16 protein-coding genes are annotated in these 17,466 nt (G+C 56.8%); 8 read left to right on the top strand and 8 right to left on the bottom strand.

Going from position 1 to position 17,466, the window contains the following annotated elements:
• The first annotated feature begins 111 nt into the window (after positions 1-111).
• From ACGS9J_RS21310 to ghrB, 5 genes are all read left to right on the top strand, one after another.
• Positions 112-1,128, top strand: a complete 1,017-nt coding sequence (locus ACGS9J_RS21310) for a LacI family DNA-binding transcriptional regulator (RefSeq protein WP_442232814.1) — start codon at positions 112-114, stop codon at positions 1,126-1,128.
• A 184-nt stretch (positions 1,129-1,312) separates the two neighbouring features.
• Positions 1,313-2,065: a sugar phosphate isomerase/epimerase family protein gene (locus ACGS9J_RS21305; RefSeq protein WP_442232748.1), complete on the top strand. Its 753-nt coding sequence runs from the start codon at positions 1,313-1,315 to the stop codon at positions 2,063-2,065.
• 5 nt (positions 2,066-2,070) lie between these two features.
• Positions 2,071-3,030 (top strand): sugar kinase, encoded by a 960-nt coding sequence (locus ACGS9J_RS21300; protein ID WP_442232747.1) that lies wholly within the window; start codon positions 2,071-2,073, stop codon positions 3,028-3,030.
• Between the two features lie 97 nt (positions 3,031-3,127).
• Entirely contained in the window at positions 3,128-4,396 is a 1,269-nt protein-coding gene (locus ACGS9J_RS21295; protein WP_442232746.1) for an MFS transporter, read from the top strand.
• Between the two features lie 104 nt (positions 4,397-4,500).
• Positions 4,501-5,478, top strand: coding sequence for a glyoxylate/hydroxypyruvate reductase GhrB (ghrB, locus tag ACGS9J_RS21290; RefSeq protein ID WP_442232745.1), 978 nt, complete (start codon positions 4,501-4,503; stop codon positions 5,476-5,478).
• A gap of 45 nt (positions 5,479-5,523) precedes the next feature.
• On the opposite strand, the gene ACGS9J_RS21285 is transcribed toward ghrB, so the two are convergent.
• Both ACGS9J_RS21285 and ACGS9J_RS21280 read right to left on the bottom strand, forming a co-directional pair.
• Positions 5,524-5,811 (bottom strand): type II toxin-antitoxin system RelE/ParE family toxin, encoded by a 288-nt coding sequence (locus tag ACGS9J_RS21285; protein ID WP_442232744.1) that lies wholly within the window; start codon positions 5,809-5,811, stop codon positions 5,524-5,526.
• Positions 5,801-6,049, bottom strand: coding sequence for a CopG family ribbon-helix-helix protein (locus ACGS9J_RS21280; protein WP_442232743.1), 249 nt, complete (start codon positions 6,047-6,049; stop codon positions 5,801-5,803). Before ACGS9J_RS21280 ends, ACGS9J_RS21285 begins: the two co-directional genes overlap by 11 nt.
• 188 nt (positions 6,050-6,237) lie before the next feature.
• Here ACGS9J_RS21280 and ACGS9J_RS21275 point away from each other — a divergent pair, with 188 nt between their 5' ends.
• Together ACGS9J_RS21275 and ACGS9J_RS21270 are read left to right on the top strand one after the other, a co-directional pair.
• Positions 6,238-8,304, top strand: coding sequence for an alpha-amylase (locus tag ACGS9J_RS21275; protein WP_442232742.1), 2,067 nt, complete (start codon positions 6,238-6,240; stop codon positions 8,302-8,304).
• A 137-nt stretch (positions 8,305-8,441) separates the two neighbouring features.
• Complete coding sequence (locus tag ACGS9J_RS21270) at positions 8,442-9,695, top strand: valine--pyruvate transaminase (RefSeq protein WP_442232741.1); 1,254 nt, start codon at positions 8,442-8,444, stop codon at positions 9,693-9,695.
• Positions 9,696-9,731: 36 nt separating this feature from the next.
• Here the strand turns inward: ACGS9J_RS21270 and ACGS9J_RS21265 are convergent, their stop codons facing one another.
• The 3 genes from ACGS9J_RS21265 to ibpA all read right to left on the bottom strand — a co-directional run bounded on the left by ACGS9J_RS21265 (position 9,732) and on the right by ibpA (position 12,748).
• Positions 9,732-11,390: a putative transporter gene (locus ACGS9J_RS21265; RefSeq protein WP_442232740.1), complete on the bottom strand. Its 1,659-nt coding sequence runs from the start codon at positions 11,388-11,390 to the stop codon at positions 9,732-9,734.
• 214 nt (positions 11,391-11,604) lie between these two features.
• Positions 11,605-12,033, bottom strand: coding sequence for a small heat shock chaperone IbpB (ibpB, locus tag ACGS9J_RS21260; RefSeq protein WP_269935222.1), 429 nt, complete (start codon positions 12,031-12,033; stop codon positions 11,605-11,607).
• A gap of 301 nt (positions 12,034-12,334) precedes the next feature.
• Positions 12,335-12,748: a small heat shock chaperone IbpA gene (gene ibpA / locus ACGS9J_RS21255; protein WP_044554303.1), complete on the bottom strand. Its 414-nt coding sequence runs from the start codon at positions 12,746-12,748 to the stop codon at positions 12,335-12,337.
• Between the two features lie 305 nt (positions 12,749-13,053).
• Between ibpA and ACGS9J_RS21250 the strand changes: the two genes are divergently transcribed.
• Positions 13,054-13,398 (top strand): YceK/YidQ family lipoprotein, encoded by a 345-nt coding sequence (locus ACGS9J_RS21250; RefSeq protein ID WP_442232739.1) that lies wholly within the window; start codon positions 13,054-13,056, stop codon positions 13,396-13,398.
• Positions 13,399-13,433: 35 nt separating this feature from the next.
• On the opposite strand, the gene ACGS9J_RS21245 is transcribed toward ACGS9J_RS21250, so the two are convergent.
• From ACGS9J_RS21245 to ACGS9J_RS21235, 3 genes are all read right to left on the bottom strand, one after another.
• Positions 13,434-14,714, bottom strand: a complete 1,281-nt coding sequence (locus tag ACGS9J_RS21245; protein ID WP_442232738.1) for a DUF3748 domain-containing protein — start codon at positions 14,712-14,714, stop codon at positions 13,434-13,436.
• 46 nt (positions 14,715-14,760) lie between these two features.
• On the bottom strand, positions 14,761-16,053 hold the full coding sequence (locus ACGS9J_RS21240; protein ID WP_442232737.1) for an MFS transporter: 1,293 nt from the start codon (positions 16,051-16,053) through the stop codon (positions 14,761-14,763).
• 72 nt (positions 16,054-16,125) lie between these two features.
• Positions 16,126-17,445, bottom strand: a complete 1,320-nt coding sequence (locus ACGS9J_RS21235) for an MFS transporter (protein ID WP_442232736.1) — start codon at positions 17,443-17,445, stop codon at positions 16,126-16,128.
• Between the last annotated feature and the right edge of the window lie 21 nt (positions 17,446-17,466).

Below are 17,466 nucleotides of genomic sequence, written 5' to 3'. Positions count from 1 at the left end.
TTTCTGATCCCCCGCCCGTCTCCCATTCAGCATTCCCGGCTACGCATTGGGTGTGTTAGTCTCCTTGGCAATTAACCACAGGGGAGATCGGTTGTGAGCAGTGTTAAGGCAATACGCGCCTCGGGGCGGGCCACCATCAGCGATGTGGCGAAAACCGCCAAGACCGGTAAAACCAGCGTGTCGCGCTATTTGAATGGTGAGCAGCACCTGCTTTCTGACGATCTCAAACAGCGCATCGAGCAGGCGATCCTGCACCTCGACTACCGCCCAAGCCAGATGGCACGCAGCCTGAAAGGCGGGCGGACGCGGCTGATTGGCCTGATCATCGCCGATATTACCAACCCCTACTCGGTGGACGTGATGCGCGGTATCGAAGCCGCCTGCCGTCAGCACGGCTTTACCCTGCTGGTGTGTAACACCAATAACGAGGTCAATCAGGAACAGCACTACCTGCAACTGCTCAGCAGTTACCGCGTCGAGGGCATTGTGGTCAACGCCGTCGGCATGCGCGAAGAGGCGTTGTCGACGCTGCAACAATCCATGCTGCCCATGGTGCTGATCGACCGCAAAATTCATGATTTCGCCTGCGATGTGGTGGGCCTCAACAACCACGAAGCCGCGACGACCGCTACGGAACACCTGTTGCAGCAGGGTTTCGAAGCTATTTTGTTTCTCAGCGAACCGATTGGCACGGTCAATACCCGGCTGGAACGGCTGCATGCCTTTAACCAAACCATGGCGCAACATGCCGGGCTGTTGGCCGAACAGGCCGAAGTCCCGCTGAACGACGTCAAACAACTGGAAGAGGTGCTCGGCGACTTCAACAGCCGCCATCGCGGCATGCGCAAGGCGGTGATTTCCGCCAACGGCGCCCTGACGCTGCAGGTCGCGCGCGCCATGCGTCGGCTGGGCATCCAGTGGGGCAGCGATATCGGCCTGTTGGGCTTTGACGAACTGGAATGGGCCGAACTGGCCGGGGTCGGCATCACCACGCTGAAGCAGCCGACCTATCAAATGGGCCACGCCGCCCTGGAGCAACTGGTGCAGCGCATCCAGGGCCTGGATACTCCCATCAGCGAGCAGATGTTCCCCGGTGAACTGATCGTCCGCGGCTCCACCACCCGATAACTCTCTTTCTCTCCGATCAGGGCGCGGCTTGTGTCGCCCCTGCCTCGCCTCGTCAGACTGTTTTTTGCTCAGGTTCGTGATTGCGATCATATTTTTACACTCTGTCGCTTTCGCCTGGAACCGGTACCATTTAACTTGTGGTTAACAGCAGCGGAGGGAATAACTCCCCCCTCAGGAGCAAAAAATGACAAGAGAAATTATCGTGGTGACCGGCGCCTATGGCACCGATACCGTTCAGCAGCTCGGTGGCCAGGCCGCACTCCTGCCGATCATTGCCGGTGCAGGCGCCGATGGCGTAGAGATCCGCCGCGAACTGTTTTCTGCCCAAGAGCTGGATAGCCTGCCGGCGCTGGCTCAGGCGATCAAACAGCAGCCGCTGTTTGCCGTTTACTCTGCACCTGAGGCACTGTTTACCCCACAACATACGCTCAACCCGAATCTGCCGGCGCTGCTGGCGGAAGCCCAGACGCTGAACGCACGCCAATTGAAACTCTCTTTGGGCCACTATCAGCCGGGCTTCGACTTTACCGAACTGAAAGTGGCGCTGGAGCAACACCCGGTCAGCCTGGTGGTCGAGAACGACCAGACGCCTGACTGCGGCATTCTTTCCCTGCTCAACGCCTTTTTCCACGCCGCAGAAGATAACCACCTGCCGGTCAGCATGACGTTCGATATGGCCAACTGGCACTGGGTCGGGCAAGACGCCTTCGCCGCCGCCGAACGCCTGGCTCGCCACGTCAGCTATGTTCACGTTAAAGCCGCAACCCATGGTCTGAAAGGCTGGCGCGCCGTGGCGCTGGACGACAGCGACGGCAAATGGCGCAATCTGCTGACCCATCTGCCGCTGGAGGCACCACGCGGTATTGAATTCCCGCTACAGGGTGACAGTCTGGAAGACGTAACCCGCTACTACGTAAACCTGCTGCGCGCGGAGTAAATATCATGACAATGCTGACCACCGCGCATCGCGCGCAACTGGACGTCGTCACGCTGGGTGAAGCCATGGCGATGTTTGTGGCAACCCAAACCGGCGACCTGGCGGAAGTGGACAACTTCACCAAACGCATTGCCGGCGCCGAGCTGAACGTGGCGATCGGCCTGGCTCGCCTGGGGCTGAACGTCGGCTGGGTCAGCCGCGTCGGCAACGACACTTTCGGCCGCTTTACCCTGCAACAGTTGAAAAAAGAAGGCATCAACGCCCAGCAGGTGGCGGTGGACGCTAATTATCCGACCGGTTTTCAGATCAAATCCAAAACCACCGATGGTACCGATCCCAGCGTGGAATATTTCCGCAAAGGCTCGGCGGCCAGCCATCTGTCGGTCGATGACTTCACCCGCGATTACTTCGGTTCTGCACGCCATCTGCACCTGAGCGGCGTAGCGGCGGCCCTGTCAGGTCAATCGCTGGCGCTGTGCCACCATGCTGCTCGCGAAATGCGGGCGATGGGCAAAACCATTTCGTTTGACCCCAATCTGCGTCCGGTGCTGTGGTCCAGCCAACAGGTGATGATCGAGCAGTTGAACAAGCTGGCGTTTGCCGCCGACTGGGTGCTGCCGGGGCTGAAAGAAGGGCAAACTCTTACCGGGCAGTCGACACCGGAAGGCATTGCCGATTTTTATCTGGAACGCGGCGTGCAGGCGGTGATCATCAAAACCGGCCCGGACGGCGCCTGGTTTAAAACCGCAGCGGGCGATCAGGCGGCAGTTGCCGCAATCAAAGTCAGCAATGTGGTCGATACCGTGGGGGCAGGAGACGGCTTCGCCGTCGGGACCATCAGCGCCCTGCTGGAAGGCAAAACGCTGAAACAGGCGGTGCAACGCGGCAATAAAATCGGCTCGCTGGCCATTCAGGCCATCGGCGACAGTGAAGGGTTACCGACCCGCGCGGCACTGGCTGAATAAATATAACAAACATAATCGGTTAACCGACTTCTCCACATGACGTGTCCCTCTGGCCCTACAACCAGGACGCGTTGAGAGAACACTGAGGAATCTGAACATGAACAAAGCGACTATCGCGGCTAAACGCTGGTGGTACATCATGCCCATCGTGTTTATCACCTACAGCCTGGCCTATCTCGACCGAGCCAACTTCAGCTTTGCTTCGGCAGCCGGCATCAATGACGATCTGGGCATCACCAAAGGCATGTCATCGCTGCTGGGCGCGCTGTTTTTTCTCGGCTATTTCTTTTTCCAAATTCCCGGCGCGATCTATGCCGAACGCCGCAGCGTAAAAAAACTGATTTTCTGGTGTCTGATCCTGTGGGGCGCCTGTGCGTCGCTGACCGGCATGGTCAGCAATATCCCGATGCTGGCGGCCATCCGCTTCATCCTCGGCGTGGTGGAAGCCGCGGTGATGCCGGCGATGCTGATTTACATCAGCAACTGGTTCACCAAATCAGAACGCTCGCGCGCCAATACCTTCCTGATCCTCGGTAACCCGGTCACGGTGTTGTGGATGTCGGTGGTTTCCGGCTACCTGATCCATGCCTACGGCTGGCGTGAAATGTTTATCTTTGAAGGCATTCCGGCGGTGATCTGGGCCTTCTGCTGGTGGGTGCTGGTCAAAGACAAACCGGCGCAGGCCAAATGGCTGAGCGATGAAGAAAAACTGGCGTTGCAGCAGCAGTTGGAAGAAGAACAGAAAGGCATTAAAGCGGTTCGCAACTACGGTGAAGCCTTCCGTTCACGTAACGTGATCCTGCTGTGCGTACAGTATTTCGCCTGGAGTATTGGCGTGTACGGCTTCGTGCTGTGGTTGCCTTCCATCCTGCGCAGCGGCATGGAAATGGGTATGGTGGAAGCCGGCTGGCTGTCGGCGGTGCCTTACCTGGCGGCCACCATCGCCATGATTGTGGTGTCCTGGGCTTCGGACAAAATGCAAAACCGTAAGCTGTTCGTCTGGCCTCTGCTGTTGGTTGGTGCGCTGGCATTCTTCGGCTCCTATGCCGTCGGCGCCAACCACTTCTGGATCTCTTACGCCCTGTTGGTGATTGCCGGTGCGGCAATGTATGCCCCTTACGGGCCGTTCTTCGCCATCATCCCCGAGATGCTGCCGAAAAACGTCGCCGGCGGCGCCATGGCGCTGATCAACAGTATGGGTGCGCTGGGTTCCTTCTTCGGTTCCTGGTTCGTCGGCTACCTCAACGGCGCGACCGGCAGCCCGGCGGCATCTTATATGTTTATGGCCATTGCGCTACTGGTGGCCGTGGTGGTGACGCTGATCGTCAAGCCCGCTCGCAACGAGGCTCACCCACAACTGGCCTGATCGACCTGAATGACCGGGGTGACGGGCGCTGCGCCCTTCACCCTTTTTGCTTTATGTTATGTTGGATCCCCAACGTCCTAATCGTTAGCTTGCTGGAGTTCTTGATGAAGCCTTCTATTGTTTTATACAAAAGCATTCCCACCGATCTGCGTGAACGACTGGAACAGCACTTCACCGTGCACGCCTTCGACGGGCTGAACCCGGAAAACCGCGATGAACTGCGCCAGGCGCTGCAACAGGCAGAAGGGATCATCGGTTCCGGCGGCAAAATTGATGAGGCTTTCCTGCAGCAGGCTCCCAATCTGCGCGCGGCCTCAACCATTTCCGTCGGCTACGACAATTTCGACGTTGACGCGCTGAATGCCCATAACGTGCTGCTGATGCATACCCCCACCGTGCTGACCGAAACCGTCGCCGATACCATCATGAGCCTGGTGCTGGCGACGGCACGCCGGGTGGTGGAAGTGGCCGAACGAGTGAAAGCCGGCGAATGGCAGGGCAGCATCGGGGCGGACTGGTTTGGCGTCGATGTGCACCATAAAACCATCGGTATCCTCGGCATGGGCCGTATTGGCCTGGCGCTGGCGCAACGTGCGCATTTCGGCTTCGGTATGCCGGTGCTGTATAACGCCCGTCGCACGCATGAAGAAGCTGAGCAGCGTTTTAACGCCCGCCGCTGCGATTTGGATACCCTGCTGGCCGAATCCGATTTTATCTGCATTACGCTGCCGCTGACCGAGGAAACCTTCCATATGATCAGCCGCGACCAACTGGCGAAGATGAAAAAGAGCGGCATTCTGATCAACGCCGGTCGTGGTCCGGTGGTAGATGAAGCAGCACTGGTTGAGGCGCTGCAGAACGGCACTATTCATGCCGCCGGGCTGGACGTGTTCGAGCAAGAACCACTGCCGGTATCTTCACCGTTGTTGACGTTGCCAAACGTAGTCGCGCTGCCGCACATCGGCTCTGCCACTCACGAGACCCGTTATGGTATGGCCGCCTGCGCGGTGGACAACCTGATTGCTGCCCTGACCGGCACGGTCACAGAGAACTGCGTTAACCCACAATTGCTGAAGAAGTAACTTTCATGGATGCCAGTGGGCTAAAAAACTGGCATCCATGCAAAATCACCAACACTTTCTCGGCGGACGCCGCCGCATATGGAATATCCTAAGGATATGTATTTCATTGTTTTTAACTCTGTACGGGATCAGGTACGGAAAGGTTTTCATCACAATTTCCCGGGTACCCATCACCCTGCCAGCCCTGCCCAGGGCTGGATTTGAAACCAGCAAGTTCACTAAACGAAGGACCTCCCTGGCAAACTCTGTCGCAACCTGAGGACTCTCTTGATAAAACCAATCGTATTCGTCATCAAAATTGCTTGCGGCTTTCCTTAGCCATTTAATTTTCATCGTTATCAATCACTCCCATTTTCTTGAAACGGGCTGCCATTTCATCGTCGGAAGCAAAATCGCCCCGATCCGCCTCAATGATTGCCTGTTGAGTTTCAGCAATTTGCCAGGCTTCGCGGTTGATGAAATCCCGGATGGCTTGCCCGGCCAGAAACGACTTTGTTCTGCCGGTGGCTTTGGCCAAAGCTTCGAGCTGCTCACTGAGATCTTCCGATAGCCGAACGGACATTACGCTCATAGGTCACCTCACACTACAATGTATACATTGTAATATAGATTAAAAAAACACCGGACAACAGCCTTGGTTCTCCCCCTGCCTTCTCCTCCCTGAAAATCTTCCGTCGGGATGAGGCTATTTTTTCATCATTTGTCACACTGGCCGTTACCCTACAATAAAAACGCTTCCTGCCACGCGTAAGGAGAGCCATGAAACGTCTTACCCTGCCCCTGCTAATGCTGCTGTCGCCCGCGGCAATGGCAAGCTGGACGCTGCAAAGCTTCCCGGCCTTTGACGGATCCTCCGGTGACGGCCTGTTCACCAGCCATGCCACGCTGCCCAAAGGCGAACTGCCGCTGAAGATTTATCAGGACCAGCAGTGCTGGCAGCCCAGCGCGCCGGTCAAACTGAATCAAACCCTATCGCTGCAACCCTGCGGCGATAACCCGCCGGTCAACTGGCGGTTATTCCGCGCCGGGGAATACCAAGTGCGGGTCGATACCCGCAGCGGCACACCGACGCTGCAACTCAGTCTGAAAACCGCCCCTGAAACCGCTACCGCCTCGGTCACACGTAGCTGCCAACGCTGGGACGGCAAGCCAGTCACCCTTGACGTAGCGGCAACCTTTGCCGAAGGCGAATCGGTACGCGATTTCTATTCAGGCCAAACGGCGAAGGTCAGTCAGGGCAAAGTCACTCTGCAACCCGCCGCGGGTAGCGGTGGATTGCTGCTGCTGGAGTCTGCCGGCAGTAACAAACCGGCCCCTTTCAACTGGCACAATGCCACGGTTTATTTCGTCCTCACCGATCGCTTTGAAAACGGCAACCCGGCCAACGACCACAGCTACGGCCGCCGCAGCGACGGCATGCAGGAGATCGGCACCTTCCATGGCGGCGATCTGGCAGGCCTGACGAAAAAACTAGACTATCTGCAGCAGCTTGGCGTCAACGCGCTGTGGATCAGTTCACCGCTGGAGCAGATCCACGGGTGGGTCGGCGGTGGCACCAAGGGCGACTTCCCGCATTACGCCTATCACGGCTACTACGCGCTGGACTGGACCCGACTCGATGCCAATATGGGCAGCGAGCAAGATCTGCGTACGCTGGTCGATCAGGCGCACCAACGCGGTATCCGCATCCTGTTTGACGTGGTGGTGAATCATGTCGGTTATGCCACGCTGGCGGATATGCAGACCTTCCAGTTCGGTTCGCTGTATCTGAAAGGCGATGAAATCGAAAAAACGCTGGGTAAACATTGGGGTGACTGGCGACCGGGTGCAGGCCAAAACTGGCACAGCTTCAACGATGTCATCAACTTCAGTGATAAAGCCGGCTGGGACGCGTGGTGGGGCAAAAACTGGATCCGTACCGATATTGGCGACTATGATTCGCCGGGCTACAACGATCTCACCATGTCGTTGGCCTTCCTCCCGGACATCAAAACTGAGGCCCCCGGGGCCAGTGGTCTGCCGCTGTTTTATCGGCATAAACCCGATACCGCCGCGCAGGATATTCCCGGGGCCACCACCCGCGACTACCTGACCACCTGGCTCAGCCAGTGGGTACGCGACTATGGCATTGACGGTTTTCGGGTCGATACCGCCAAGCACGTAGAAAAACCCACGCTGGCGCTGTTGAAACAACGCGCCACGGCGGCGCTGGCAGAGTGGAAAGCCGCCCATCCGCAACAGGCGCTGGATGATGCCCCTTTCTGGATGACCGGCGAAGCCTGGGGCCATGGGGTGATGAAAAGCGACTATTACCAGAATGGCTTCGACGCGATGATCAATTTTGATTTCCAGGATCAGGCTTCGCAGGCACTAGGTTGCTTTTCCAACATCGATGCCACCTACCAGCAGATGGCCGACAAACTGCAAGATTTCAATGTGTTGAGCTATATCTCCTCGCACGATACCCGGCTGTTCTTCGCCAACGATGCCAAAGGGTCGTTGCCCCTGCAGCAGCGCGCCGCCGATTTGTTGTTGTTGGCCCCCGGCGCAGTGCAGATTTACTACGGCGATGAAAGCGGCCGTCAACTGGGCCCAACCGGATCGGATCCGCTGCAGGGTACCCGTTCCGACATGAACTGGAGCGAGTTGCAGAGTGCCAAAGCCCCTCTGCTGGCGCACTGGCAGCGGCTTGGTCAGTTCCGTGCCCGCCATCCGGCGATCGGTGCCGGCACGCAACAGTCGCAGCAAACGGCCCACTACTATGCCTTCAGCCGCCGGCTCGGCGCCGATAAAGCGATGGTAGTGTGGGTCGGCGATCGGTCATAATAATTCAGAGATATATGCTGAAAAATAACCATCTGGCGAAATTTACTCCCGATGGTTATTTTGTGAACCGCATTGCACCGGAAATTGTCTGGCGGTATGGTGGGGGATTACCTGCTAAAAACACTACAGCTGCACCTATGACTTTTTCACTTTTCGGCGACAAATTTACCCGTTACGCGGGCATTACCCGTTTAATGGATGACCTGAACGAAGGCCTGCGCACCCCCGGTGCCATCATGCTCGGCGGCGGTAATCCGGCGCAAATTCCAGAGATGGAAAGCTACTTCAAACAGCTGTGCCAGGATATGCTCGATCAGGGCAAACTGACCGAGGCATTGTGTAACTATGACGGCCCGCAAGGCAAAGACGCCCTGCTGAAAGCGCTGGCTAAATTGCTGCGCGATGAGTTGGGCTGGCAGATCTCGCCACAGAATATTGCACTGACAAATGGCAGTCAGAGCGCGTTTTTCTACTTGTTTAACCTGTTTGCCGGTCGCTATGCCGACGGCAGCCGTCGCCGCGTGCTGTTCCCGCTGGCGCCGGAATATATCGGCTATGCCGATGCCGGATTGGACGAAGGGTTGTTTGTTTCGGCCAAGCCGAATATCGAACTGCTGCCGGAAGGCCAGTTCAAGTATCACGTTGACTTCGAACATCTGAATATCGGCGACGATATCGGCATGATCTGCGTGTCACGCCCCACTAACCCGACCGGCAACGTGATCACCGACGAAGAGCTGATGAAACTCGATCGGCTGGCGCAGCAGCGCAATATCCCACTGGTGATCGATAACGCTTATGGCGTGCCGTTCCCCGGCATTATCTTCAGCGAGGCCACGCCGCTGTGGAACCCTAACATCATCCTGTGCATGAGCCTGTCGAAACTCGGTCTGCCCGGCTCACGCTGTGGCATCGTGATCGCCGATGAGAAAACCATCAGCGCCCTGACCAACATGAACGGCATTATCAGCTTGTCGCCGGGCAGCATGGGGCCGGCGATGGCAACGGAAATGATTGAACGCGGCGACCTGCTGCGACTGTCGAACGAGGTGATCCGTCCGTTCTACAAGCAGCGTGTCGAACAGACCATCGGCATAATCCGCCGCTATCTGTCGCCGGAACGATGCCTGATCCATAAGCCGGAAGGGGCGATTTTCCTTTGGCTGTGGTTCAAGGATCTGCCGATCACCACCGAGCTGCTGTATCAGCGCCTGAAGAAACGCGGCGTGCTGATGGTACCGGGCCACTACTTCTTCCCGGGGCTGGAGCACGAATGGCCGCATACCCATCAGTGCATGCGAATGAACTACGTGCCCGATCCGGAGAAAATTGAGCGCGGCGTGGCGATACTGGCAGAAGAGATTGAGCGCGCTCACCAGGAAGCGAGCTGATCGTCAAAGGGGGCGCACAAGCGGCGCCCCGTCGTTTTACATGGCCCAAAAAAGCACTGCCAGCAACTGTGGCGACATGATGCGCAGGAACATCGCCAACGGATAAACCGTGGCGTAGGACAGTGCGGCAGCGCCGCTGGTTGGGTGCAGGCCGTTAGCGAAGGCCAGCGCCGGCGGATCGGTCATCGACCCTGCCAGCATGCCGGACAGCGTCAGGTAATTCATCTTGCCCACCACCCGCGCCAACACGCCTACGCTGAGCAATGGGATCGCGGTAATCAGTGCGCCGTAGCCAATCCACGCCAGCCCTTCGCCATTGATCAGGGTATCGACAAAGTTGCCGCCCGACTTCAGCCCCACCACCGCCAGAAACAGCACGATGCCCAGTTCGCGCAACGCCAGGTTAGCGCTGGGTGGCATAAACCAGTACAGCTTGCCGATGCTGCCGATACGCCCGAGGATCAGGGCCGCGACCAACGGCCCACCGGCCAGCCCCAGACGCAACGCCGCCGGGAAGCCCGGCACAAACAGCGGTATGGACCCCAACAGCACGCCCAGACCGATACCGATAAACACCGGCAGCATTTGCACCTGTTGCAGCTTCTGTTGGGCATTGCCGACAATGGCCGCCACCGCCTCGATGGACTCCGGCCGGCCAACCAGGTTGAGAATGTCGCCAAATTGCAGCGTGACATTGCTGCCGGCCACCAGTTCGACCCCGGAACGGTTGAGGCGCGAAATCACCACGTCGTATTTTTGCTTCAGGTTCAGATCGCGGATTTTGCTGCCCAAGACCTTCTCATTGGTCACCACCGCCCTCACCACCTGCAGCTCCGTCCCCCGAGTTGACAGCGAGACGTCGACCTCTTCGCCAATCACCAGCCGGGCATTTTCCAGACTTTCACGTTTGCCCACCAGATGCAGATAGTCGCCCAGCTCCAGCCTCTCGAGCGGTGCCGGTACCATCAGCAGTTCGCCGCGTTTCAGGCGTGAACAGATGATGTCCTGACCGTTCAACAGCGGCACACTCTTGATCGCCATGCCCTGCAAGTTCGGGTTACGCACTGCGACGTTCATGGTGTGCAGCAGCTCGCGCTGGTTGCCCAGGCTGCTTTCAAAGGCCTGCGCTTCCCGTTCGATATTGATGCGGAAAAACAGGCGTATCAGCCACATCACCAACAAAATGCCGCAGATACCGAACGGATAAGCCATGGCATAGCCCATCCCCATGCGATCGACCAGTGCCGGATCCGATCCCAAATCGGTAAGAATTTGCTGCCCGGCGCCCAGCGCAGGGGTATTGGTGACCGCCCCGGAGAACACGCCGAGAATGATCGGCAGTGGTACGTCGAACAGTTTGTGAACCACCGCGGCAACCACCCCGCCGACCAGCACCAGTAAAATGGCGAAGCCGTTGAGCCGCAACCCGGAGACCCGCAAGGAGGAGAAGAAGCCGGGCCCGACCTGAATGCCAATGGTGTAAACGAACAGGATCAGGCCGAATTCCTGGATGAAGTGCAGCATGTCGCCATTAAGACTGAGCTGCCAACTCTGGGCGAAATGCCCCACGATGATGCCGCCAAACAGCACCCCACCAATCCCCAATCCAACCCCATACAGCTTCCAGTTACCCATCCACAGCCCGAGAACGGCCACCAACGCCAACATACTGACGGTCAGGGCGATTTCGCTCATAGGTCACATCCTTGCCAGAAGTTTAACAACCGGTTTGCGGTTAAAGTCACACAGTTAGGAGGGATTTTGGCATAGGTGGAAAAACGCGACTGTGGGTTAAGCCACAGAATGCAACGGGGGAAGCCCGTCAGGACTTCCCCCGTTGATACCCGTCGTCTTTCAAGCGCAGCCTGAGGCCTGCGAGGTGAAATCTATAGGGTGATTTTTCGAAGCCTTATTTGGCTTCCAGCCCCGGCGTGGTGCCGATGGCGATACGCTGTGGCTGCAGAGCTTCCGGTACCTGACGTACCAGATCGATATGCAGCAGGCCGTTTTCAAACTGGGCCTCGGAAACCTGCAGATGTTCAGCCAGCGTGAAGGTCAACGTGAACTCTTTGCACACCAACCCCTGGTGCAGGTATTCCACCTGTTTTTCCGGCGGCGTCGGTTTGCCACGCACGGTCAGGCGTGGGCCTTCGACTTCAATATCCAGCTCACTTTGTTTGAACCCGGCCAACGCCAGAGAAATGCGGTAGTGGTTGTCGTCGCTTTTCTCAATGTTGTATGGCGGGAACCCCTGTGGCTCCTGGCCGCCCATTGAACTGGCCAATTTATCGAAACCAATCCACTGACGCAGTAAAGGTGAAAGATCGTAATTACGCATAGTGTAAAACTCCTTCTATGAAGCGAGATTTTACCCGTCGCCTTTCAAGCTACGGCGTTGTTACCTGCACTCGGCTATGTGGCCCATCCATGGGCCACACCCCTTCGGGGCCGCTGCGAGCAGCGTTCAAATCTGCTCCCGGCAGATTTGTAACCCCAGTTACTTACTAAAGTAAGCTCTTGGGGATGAATGAGCTGGTCGCCTAGCCGTAACTTAAAATTCATAGGGTAAATTAAGGTATGCCCCCTGTCGGCAGGCATTAACATTGCACCAGCGAGACGTTTCGCCGATGAAATATGAATTATTTAATTTCGATACGACGCGGTTTTAATGTTTCCGGTACCAGGCGTTCCATATCGATATACAGCAACCCGTTTTCCAGTTTTGCGCCTTTAATTTGGATATGCTCGGCCAACTGGAATTTACGTTCAAAGTTACGTTCGGCAATGCCTTGATATAAGTAGGTTCTTTCCGCCGGCTCACTATTATGGGCGCCACGCACAATCAGCAGGTTATCCTGGGTAGTGATTTCCAGTTCCTGCTCGGCGAACCCGGCCACCGCGATCGCAATGCGGTAATGGTTTTCATCGACCAGTTCAACGTTATAAGGTGGATAACCGCCATTCCCCTGGCTCTGGCCCGCTTCCAGGGCGTTAAACAAACGGTCAAACCCAATCGCGGAACGGTAAAGTGGTGACAGATCAAAATTACGCATAAAACAGCCTCCTAAGGCACTTCAGCGAGGTTGAATAATTAAGCCTTCCAATGATGGACAGACTAAATAGCCAGAATTCCCTTACGGCAAATTCTTAATTTGGCCCTGATAAGAAAATGGGGGTTGCTTTCACCATTTCAACCGACCGCGATCAAAAAAATGACAATCAGTTCGGCGAAAGTTTTTTTATCCCTTACAATAAAGTGAGACAACCGCCACAGAGCGGGTCCTTGCTTCTTTTAAAACATCCAAAGGATGTTATAGATCAGCGAATTTTGGGGAACAGCACCCTGCAGGATGGAATAATGAAAACGATAAAAGTCATAGCAACCAGTTGCATGCTGTTAGCGACCACCGGCTGCTCCAGCGTAATGAGCCACACCGGCCCCAATCAGGGTTACTATCCGGGCACCCGGGCCAGCGTGGATATGCTGAAGGACGACAATACCAGTTGGGCCATGATGCCCCTGGTCGCATTGGACCTGCCCTTCTCGGCGGTGATGGATACCGTACTGCTGCCTTACGACTATATGCGTTCCGGCAGCGACAGCACGGCAGACTCGCCTAAAGCGCGTATCTTGCGCGGCGAAGAGCAAAACCTGGCCGCCAGTGGCAATCCTGCTCATACCGCCACGACAACCCCGCAGTAAAATAGTCTGAGGCGGGCTCCGCGCCCGCAGTTAAGTCAGGCGTCGACCACAAAAATTTGGCTGAACCCGTCGACCTCGCGCATAAACGCCACTTTTTTCCCGTCCGGTGAAAACACGATGGCATCCCCCGACGGCGGTAACGTCGTGCGCTGCGTCAGACGCTGCATGCGGCCACTCGCCACTTCGCACAGCATCAGGCTGTTGTCACACACCAGCGCAATCCGGCCTCCCTGCGGATGCCAACTGAATGCCGATTGGATCCCGTGTTCGCCACGCGTCACCTGACGCGGTTCACCGCCGTTGGGCGAAACCGTCCACAACTGCACCACACCCGCGTCATCTTTCATCAGGCAAGCAATCATGCTGCCGTCGGGCGAACTGCGCAGCCAGTGGCGTGGGACCGTGACTATACCGGGATAACGACGCTCGCCGGTAAAGGTCAGCCGTCGTTGACGCACGCCTAACGGCGGCGCAGGCAAACTGTTTTCGGTCCCCTGTAGCGGCCGGGAACCAGCCCTGGCGTAATCGGCGTCATCCCGCGGCAAATCAACAATAAACACTTCCGGCAGCTTTTCACCCTCGTGGGAAAGGGTATCGCCGATAAATGCCAGCGCCCAGCGCTGGTGACCCCCATCGGGCCGGGCGTAGCCGTTTTGGCCGACCCAGCCCTCTTCATAAGCCCGGTTAATCTGGTCACTGCCGGGCTGCGGCTGCGGCGTGGTCTCACTGACCAGCACGCAGTAATGGCTGCCGTCGTATTCACGCGGATGCTGCTTCGGCGGGTTCACCCCTTGCAACGGCACGGCGACGCCAACGTTGCGCAGATCCTGCGCCAGATCCAGCTCGTGCATCACATGGTCGTTATAGGTAAAGCTCAGGCGGCTGCCATCCGGGCTGAACACATGTACGTGAGTGCCGCCACGCAGCGCGCCCGGCGTATAGGGAGAGGTGATGTCCATCGCATCGAGGGTAATGGCCAACTCGCGATCCGGTTCGCTGACGATCACCCCACGACGATGATGAAAATCGTAATGCCAGACGCTGTCCGGGTGTTCCGGGCCGTGAATAAAAGCGTAACGGGCCGGGGTATCCGGACTGACGGTCACGACGCCAACGTGAGCCCCCTGCTGGGCACGATACACCACCTCGACCACTCCGCTATCGACATTCACCCGCTCGATACTCAGACCGGTGAAAGAAGCGCCATTCGGGCGTACGTCGTAGGCCAGCCACCGGCTGTCCGGCGTCCAGACATTGATATTGGTTAACTGATGCCCACGTGGGTCAAAAGTCAGCTGTTTTTCCCGATGGCTCATGGCGGCTCCCCTGCGCATGCTGGCACTGAGCCGCCATCTTACCGGATCACCCGACGCGTTTCACATCACCCACCAACAGCAGGTATGACAACGCACCGATCAACGCCACGACGGAGATATAAATCAGCGACGGTGCAAAGCCGTAATCCTGCGCCAAATACCCCACAACCAACGGAACGGTAATGCCCCCCAACCCACCGACAAAGTTGAACACCCCGCCAGTCAGGCCAATCAACCGGGTCGGCGCCAGCGAAGACACCAATGACCAGGTGATGGAAGCGAAACCATTGCCAAAGAACGCCAGCGCCATCAGCACCATAATCCACAGCGGATCGTCGGTGTAGTTAGCCCCCATGATGCAGGTGGAAAGCAGCAATCCGCAGATGATCGGCGTTTTTCGCGCAAAACCGATCGAACGGCCGCTGCGCAGCAAACGATCGGCGACAAAACCGGACAGCAAGACGCCGCAAAACGCCGCCAGAAACGGCACCGTAGTCATAAAGCCCGCGGTCAGTGCGGCGATATGCTTTTCCTGCGTCAGGTAGTTCGGGAACCAGGTGAGGAAAAACCACAGCGTCGAGGTAATGGCGAACTGGCCGATATAGACCCCCAGCAGTTTGCGGTGGAACACCAGTTTCCAATCGGCGGCAGTGAGCGCCACGCGGCTTTTCTTTTCCGATGCAACGTCACCGTCGACCATGCCGCCACCAGCCTGGATATATTGCAACTCGGCAGCGTTCACCCCTTTGCTGTTACGCGGCGACTGATACACCCGTTGCCATATCAGCGCCCAAAGGATGCCGATACCGCCTGTGATAATGAACACCCAGTGCCAGCTCAGGATTTCCTGTACCCAGATCAGCAGCGGCGTCAGAAACGCCAACCCGACAAACTGGCCGGAGGTATAGAACCCTACCGCCGATGCGCGTTCCTGCTCGGGGAACCAACTGGTGACGATCCGGTTGTTGGTGGGAAACGCGGGCGCTTCAAACAGCCCCGTCAACGCTCGCAGACCGATCAGCGATGCGAGACCGCCGGCGAAACCCTGCAACAGCGTGGCGACAGACCACCCCATAATGGCGATAAAATAGGTCAGCTTCGAACCGACGCGATCCAGGAACCAGCCGCCGGGGATCTGGCACAGGGTATAGGTCCAGGCAAAGGCCGAGAAGATATAGCCCATTTGCGCCTTGCTGATGCCGAACTCCTGTTGAATATGTGCCGAAGCCACCGCCAGGTTGGCGCGGTCGACATAACAAATCACTACGGTGACGAATATCATGAATAAAGTCAGGTAGCGCCGCTTACTTCTTGGTGTTGAGGTCAAGGTTATGTCCATTCTTTTTATTCCGTTATTTTTCGGATTTTAATTAGGGTAGGGAGAGCGTGTAGGGCATCCCACCGGTTAAACTTACGAATGATGATTAATGGTGTTTATATTTTCAGGCGAAGTCGTATTTTTTCTTTGCCTGCCCAGTTTGATTCCCATCACACCGCCAATCATTAACGCCATGGCGACAATGATCAGCGCGGCGGTATAACTGTCGGTAACATCTTTAATACGCCCCATCACCGGCGGGAAAATAAGCCCGGCAATATTGGCCACGGCGTTGATCAAGGCAATCGACGCCGCTCCGGCTACGCCAGCCACCGTTTCCGTCGTCACCGCCCAAAATATCGGGGTGATAGCCCAGTTCAATCCCACGGTCAGCACCAGAAGTCCGTAGGCCAATATCAGGTTATGACTGTAAAGCGCCAACAGCAGCAGCACCCCGGCGACCATCAGCGGAAGGCCGAGATGCCAGGAACGTTCCTTGGTAAGATCGGAATGTCTGCCGTTTAGATACATAAAGAGACAGGCGAACAGGAAGGGTACGGCGGAGAGCAGGCTAACCATAAAATTGCTTTGCTCGGCCACCACGCCTTTGACGATCAGCGGTAAAAACAACGTGATGCCAATGGTGCCGAATGCCTGCAGCAACCACAGCAAACTCAGGGCCCACACGCGTCGGTTTTTCAGCGCCGCTTTCCAGCCATGCTGATGACCGAGCGTCGCCCGCCCGGACTCCTTCGCCAGGGTTTCGGCCAGCCACGCACGCTGCTGTGGCGTCAGCCAACGCGCTTTCTCCGGTGCATCATCAAGGTAGAAATACACGACGACGCCCAGAACCATTGCCGGAATACCCTCCAGCAGGAACAACCAACGCCAGCCCTCGACACCGAAAAAACCGTGCATGGAGAGGATAGAACCGGATATCGGCAGCCCGATCACCGAAGCCAATGCGGCTCCGATATAAAACAATGACATGGCTCGTGCGCGATCGCTTCGTGGATACCAACAGGAAAGATAGTAGATGATCCCGGGGGTAAAACCGGCTTCCGCAATGCCCAATAAAAAACGCATTACATACAGTTGATTCGCGGTTTGCACCAGGCTCATGCCGGCGGCGACAATCCCCCAGGTCACCATAATGCGCGCAATCCACAGCTTGGCACCCACGCGGGTTAATATGACGTTGCTGGGCACCTCGAAAATAATATAAGAAATATAAAATATACCGGCGGCGATCCCATACATTTCCGCCGTCATGGCCAGATCGGCATTCATCTGCAATGCCGCCACGGAGATATTTGAGCGATCTATATAAGCAACAAGATAAAGAACCATAATAAAAGGTATGATTCTGACGTTCATTTTTTTAATTATTGAGGAGTACAGATCGTTATTCATCGCTTACCCTCATATTCTATT

Source organism: Serratia quinivorans, assembly GCF_052113645.1.
In the GTDB taxonomy this organism is placed as follows: domain Bacteria; phylum Pseudomonadota; class Gammaproteobacteria; order Enterobacterales; family Enterobacteriaceae; genus Serratia; species Serratia quinivorans_B.
This window is presented reverse-complemented; position numbering and strand designations above follow the sequence as displayed.

Bases quoted from the DNA above. Each gene is read 5' to 3' on its own strand.
- ACGS9J_RS21305 (WP_442232748.1), top strand. From the start codon at position 1,313: ATGACAAGAGAAATTATCGTGGTGACCGGCGCCTATGGCACCGATACC.
- ACGS9J_RS21300 (WP_442232747.1), top strand. From the start codon at position 2,071: ATGACAATGCTGACCACCGCGCATCGCGCGCAACTGGACGTCGTCACG.
- ACGS9J_RS21295 (WP_442232746.1), top strand. From the start codon at position 3,128: ATGAACAAAGCGACTATCGCGGCTAAACGCTGGTGGTACATCATGCCC.
- ghrB (WP_442232745.1), top strand. From the start codon at position 4,501: ATGAAGCCTTCTATTGTTTTATACAAAAGCATTCCCACCGATCTGCGT.
- ACGS9J_RS21285 (WP_442232744.1), bottom strand. From the start codon at position 5,811: ATGAAAATTAAATGGCTAAGGAAAGCCGCAAGCAATTTTGATGACGAA.
- ACGS9J_RS21280 (WP_442232743.1), bottom strand. From the start codon at position 6,049: ATGAGCGTAATGTCCGTTCGGCTATCGGAAGATCTCAGTGAGCAGCTC.
- ACGS9J_RS21275 (WP_442232742.1), top strand. From the start codon at position 6,238: ATGAAACGTCTTACCCTGCCCCTGCTAATGCTGCTGTCGCCCGCGGCA.
- ACGS9J_RS21270 (WP_442232741.1), top strand. From the start codon at position 8,442: ATGACTTTTTCACTTTTCGGCGACAAATTTACCCGTTACGCGGGCATT.
- ACGS9J_RS21265 (WP_442232740.1), bottom strand. From the start codon at position 11,390: ATGAGCGAAATCGCCCTGACCGTCAGTATGTTGGCGTTGGTGGCCGTT.
- ibpB (WP_269935222.1), bottom strand. From the start codon at position 12,033: ATGCGTAATTACGATCTTTCACCTTTACTGCGTCAGTGGATTGGTTTC.
- ibpA (WP_044554303.1), bottom strand. From the start codon at position 12,748: ATGCGTAATTTTGATCTGTCACCACTTTACCGTTCCGCGATTGGGTTT.
- ACGS9J_RS21250 (WP_442232739.1), top strand. From the start codon at position 13,054: ATGAAAACGATAAAAGTCATAGCAACCAGTTGCATGCTGTTAGCGACC.
- ACGS9J_RS21245 (WP_442232738.1), bottom strand. From the start codon at position 14,714: ATGAGCCATCGGGAAAAACAGCTGACTTTTGACCCACGTGGGCATCAG.
- ACGS9J_RS21240 (WP_442232737.1), bottom strand. From the start codon at position 16,053: ATGGACATAACCTTGACCTCAACACCAAGAAGTAAGCGGCGCTACCTG.
- ACGS9J_RS21235 (WP_442232736.1), bottom strand. From the start codon at position 17,445: ATGAATAACGATCTGTACTCCTCAATAATTAAAAAAATGAACGTCAGA.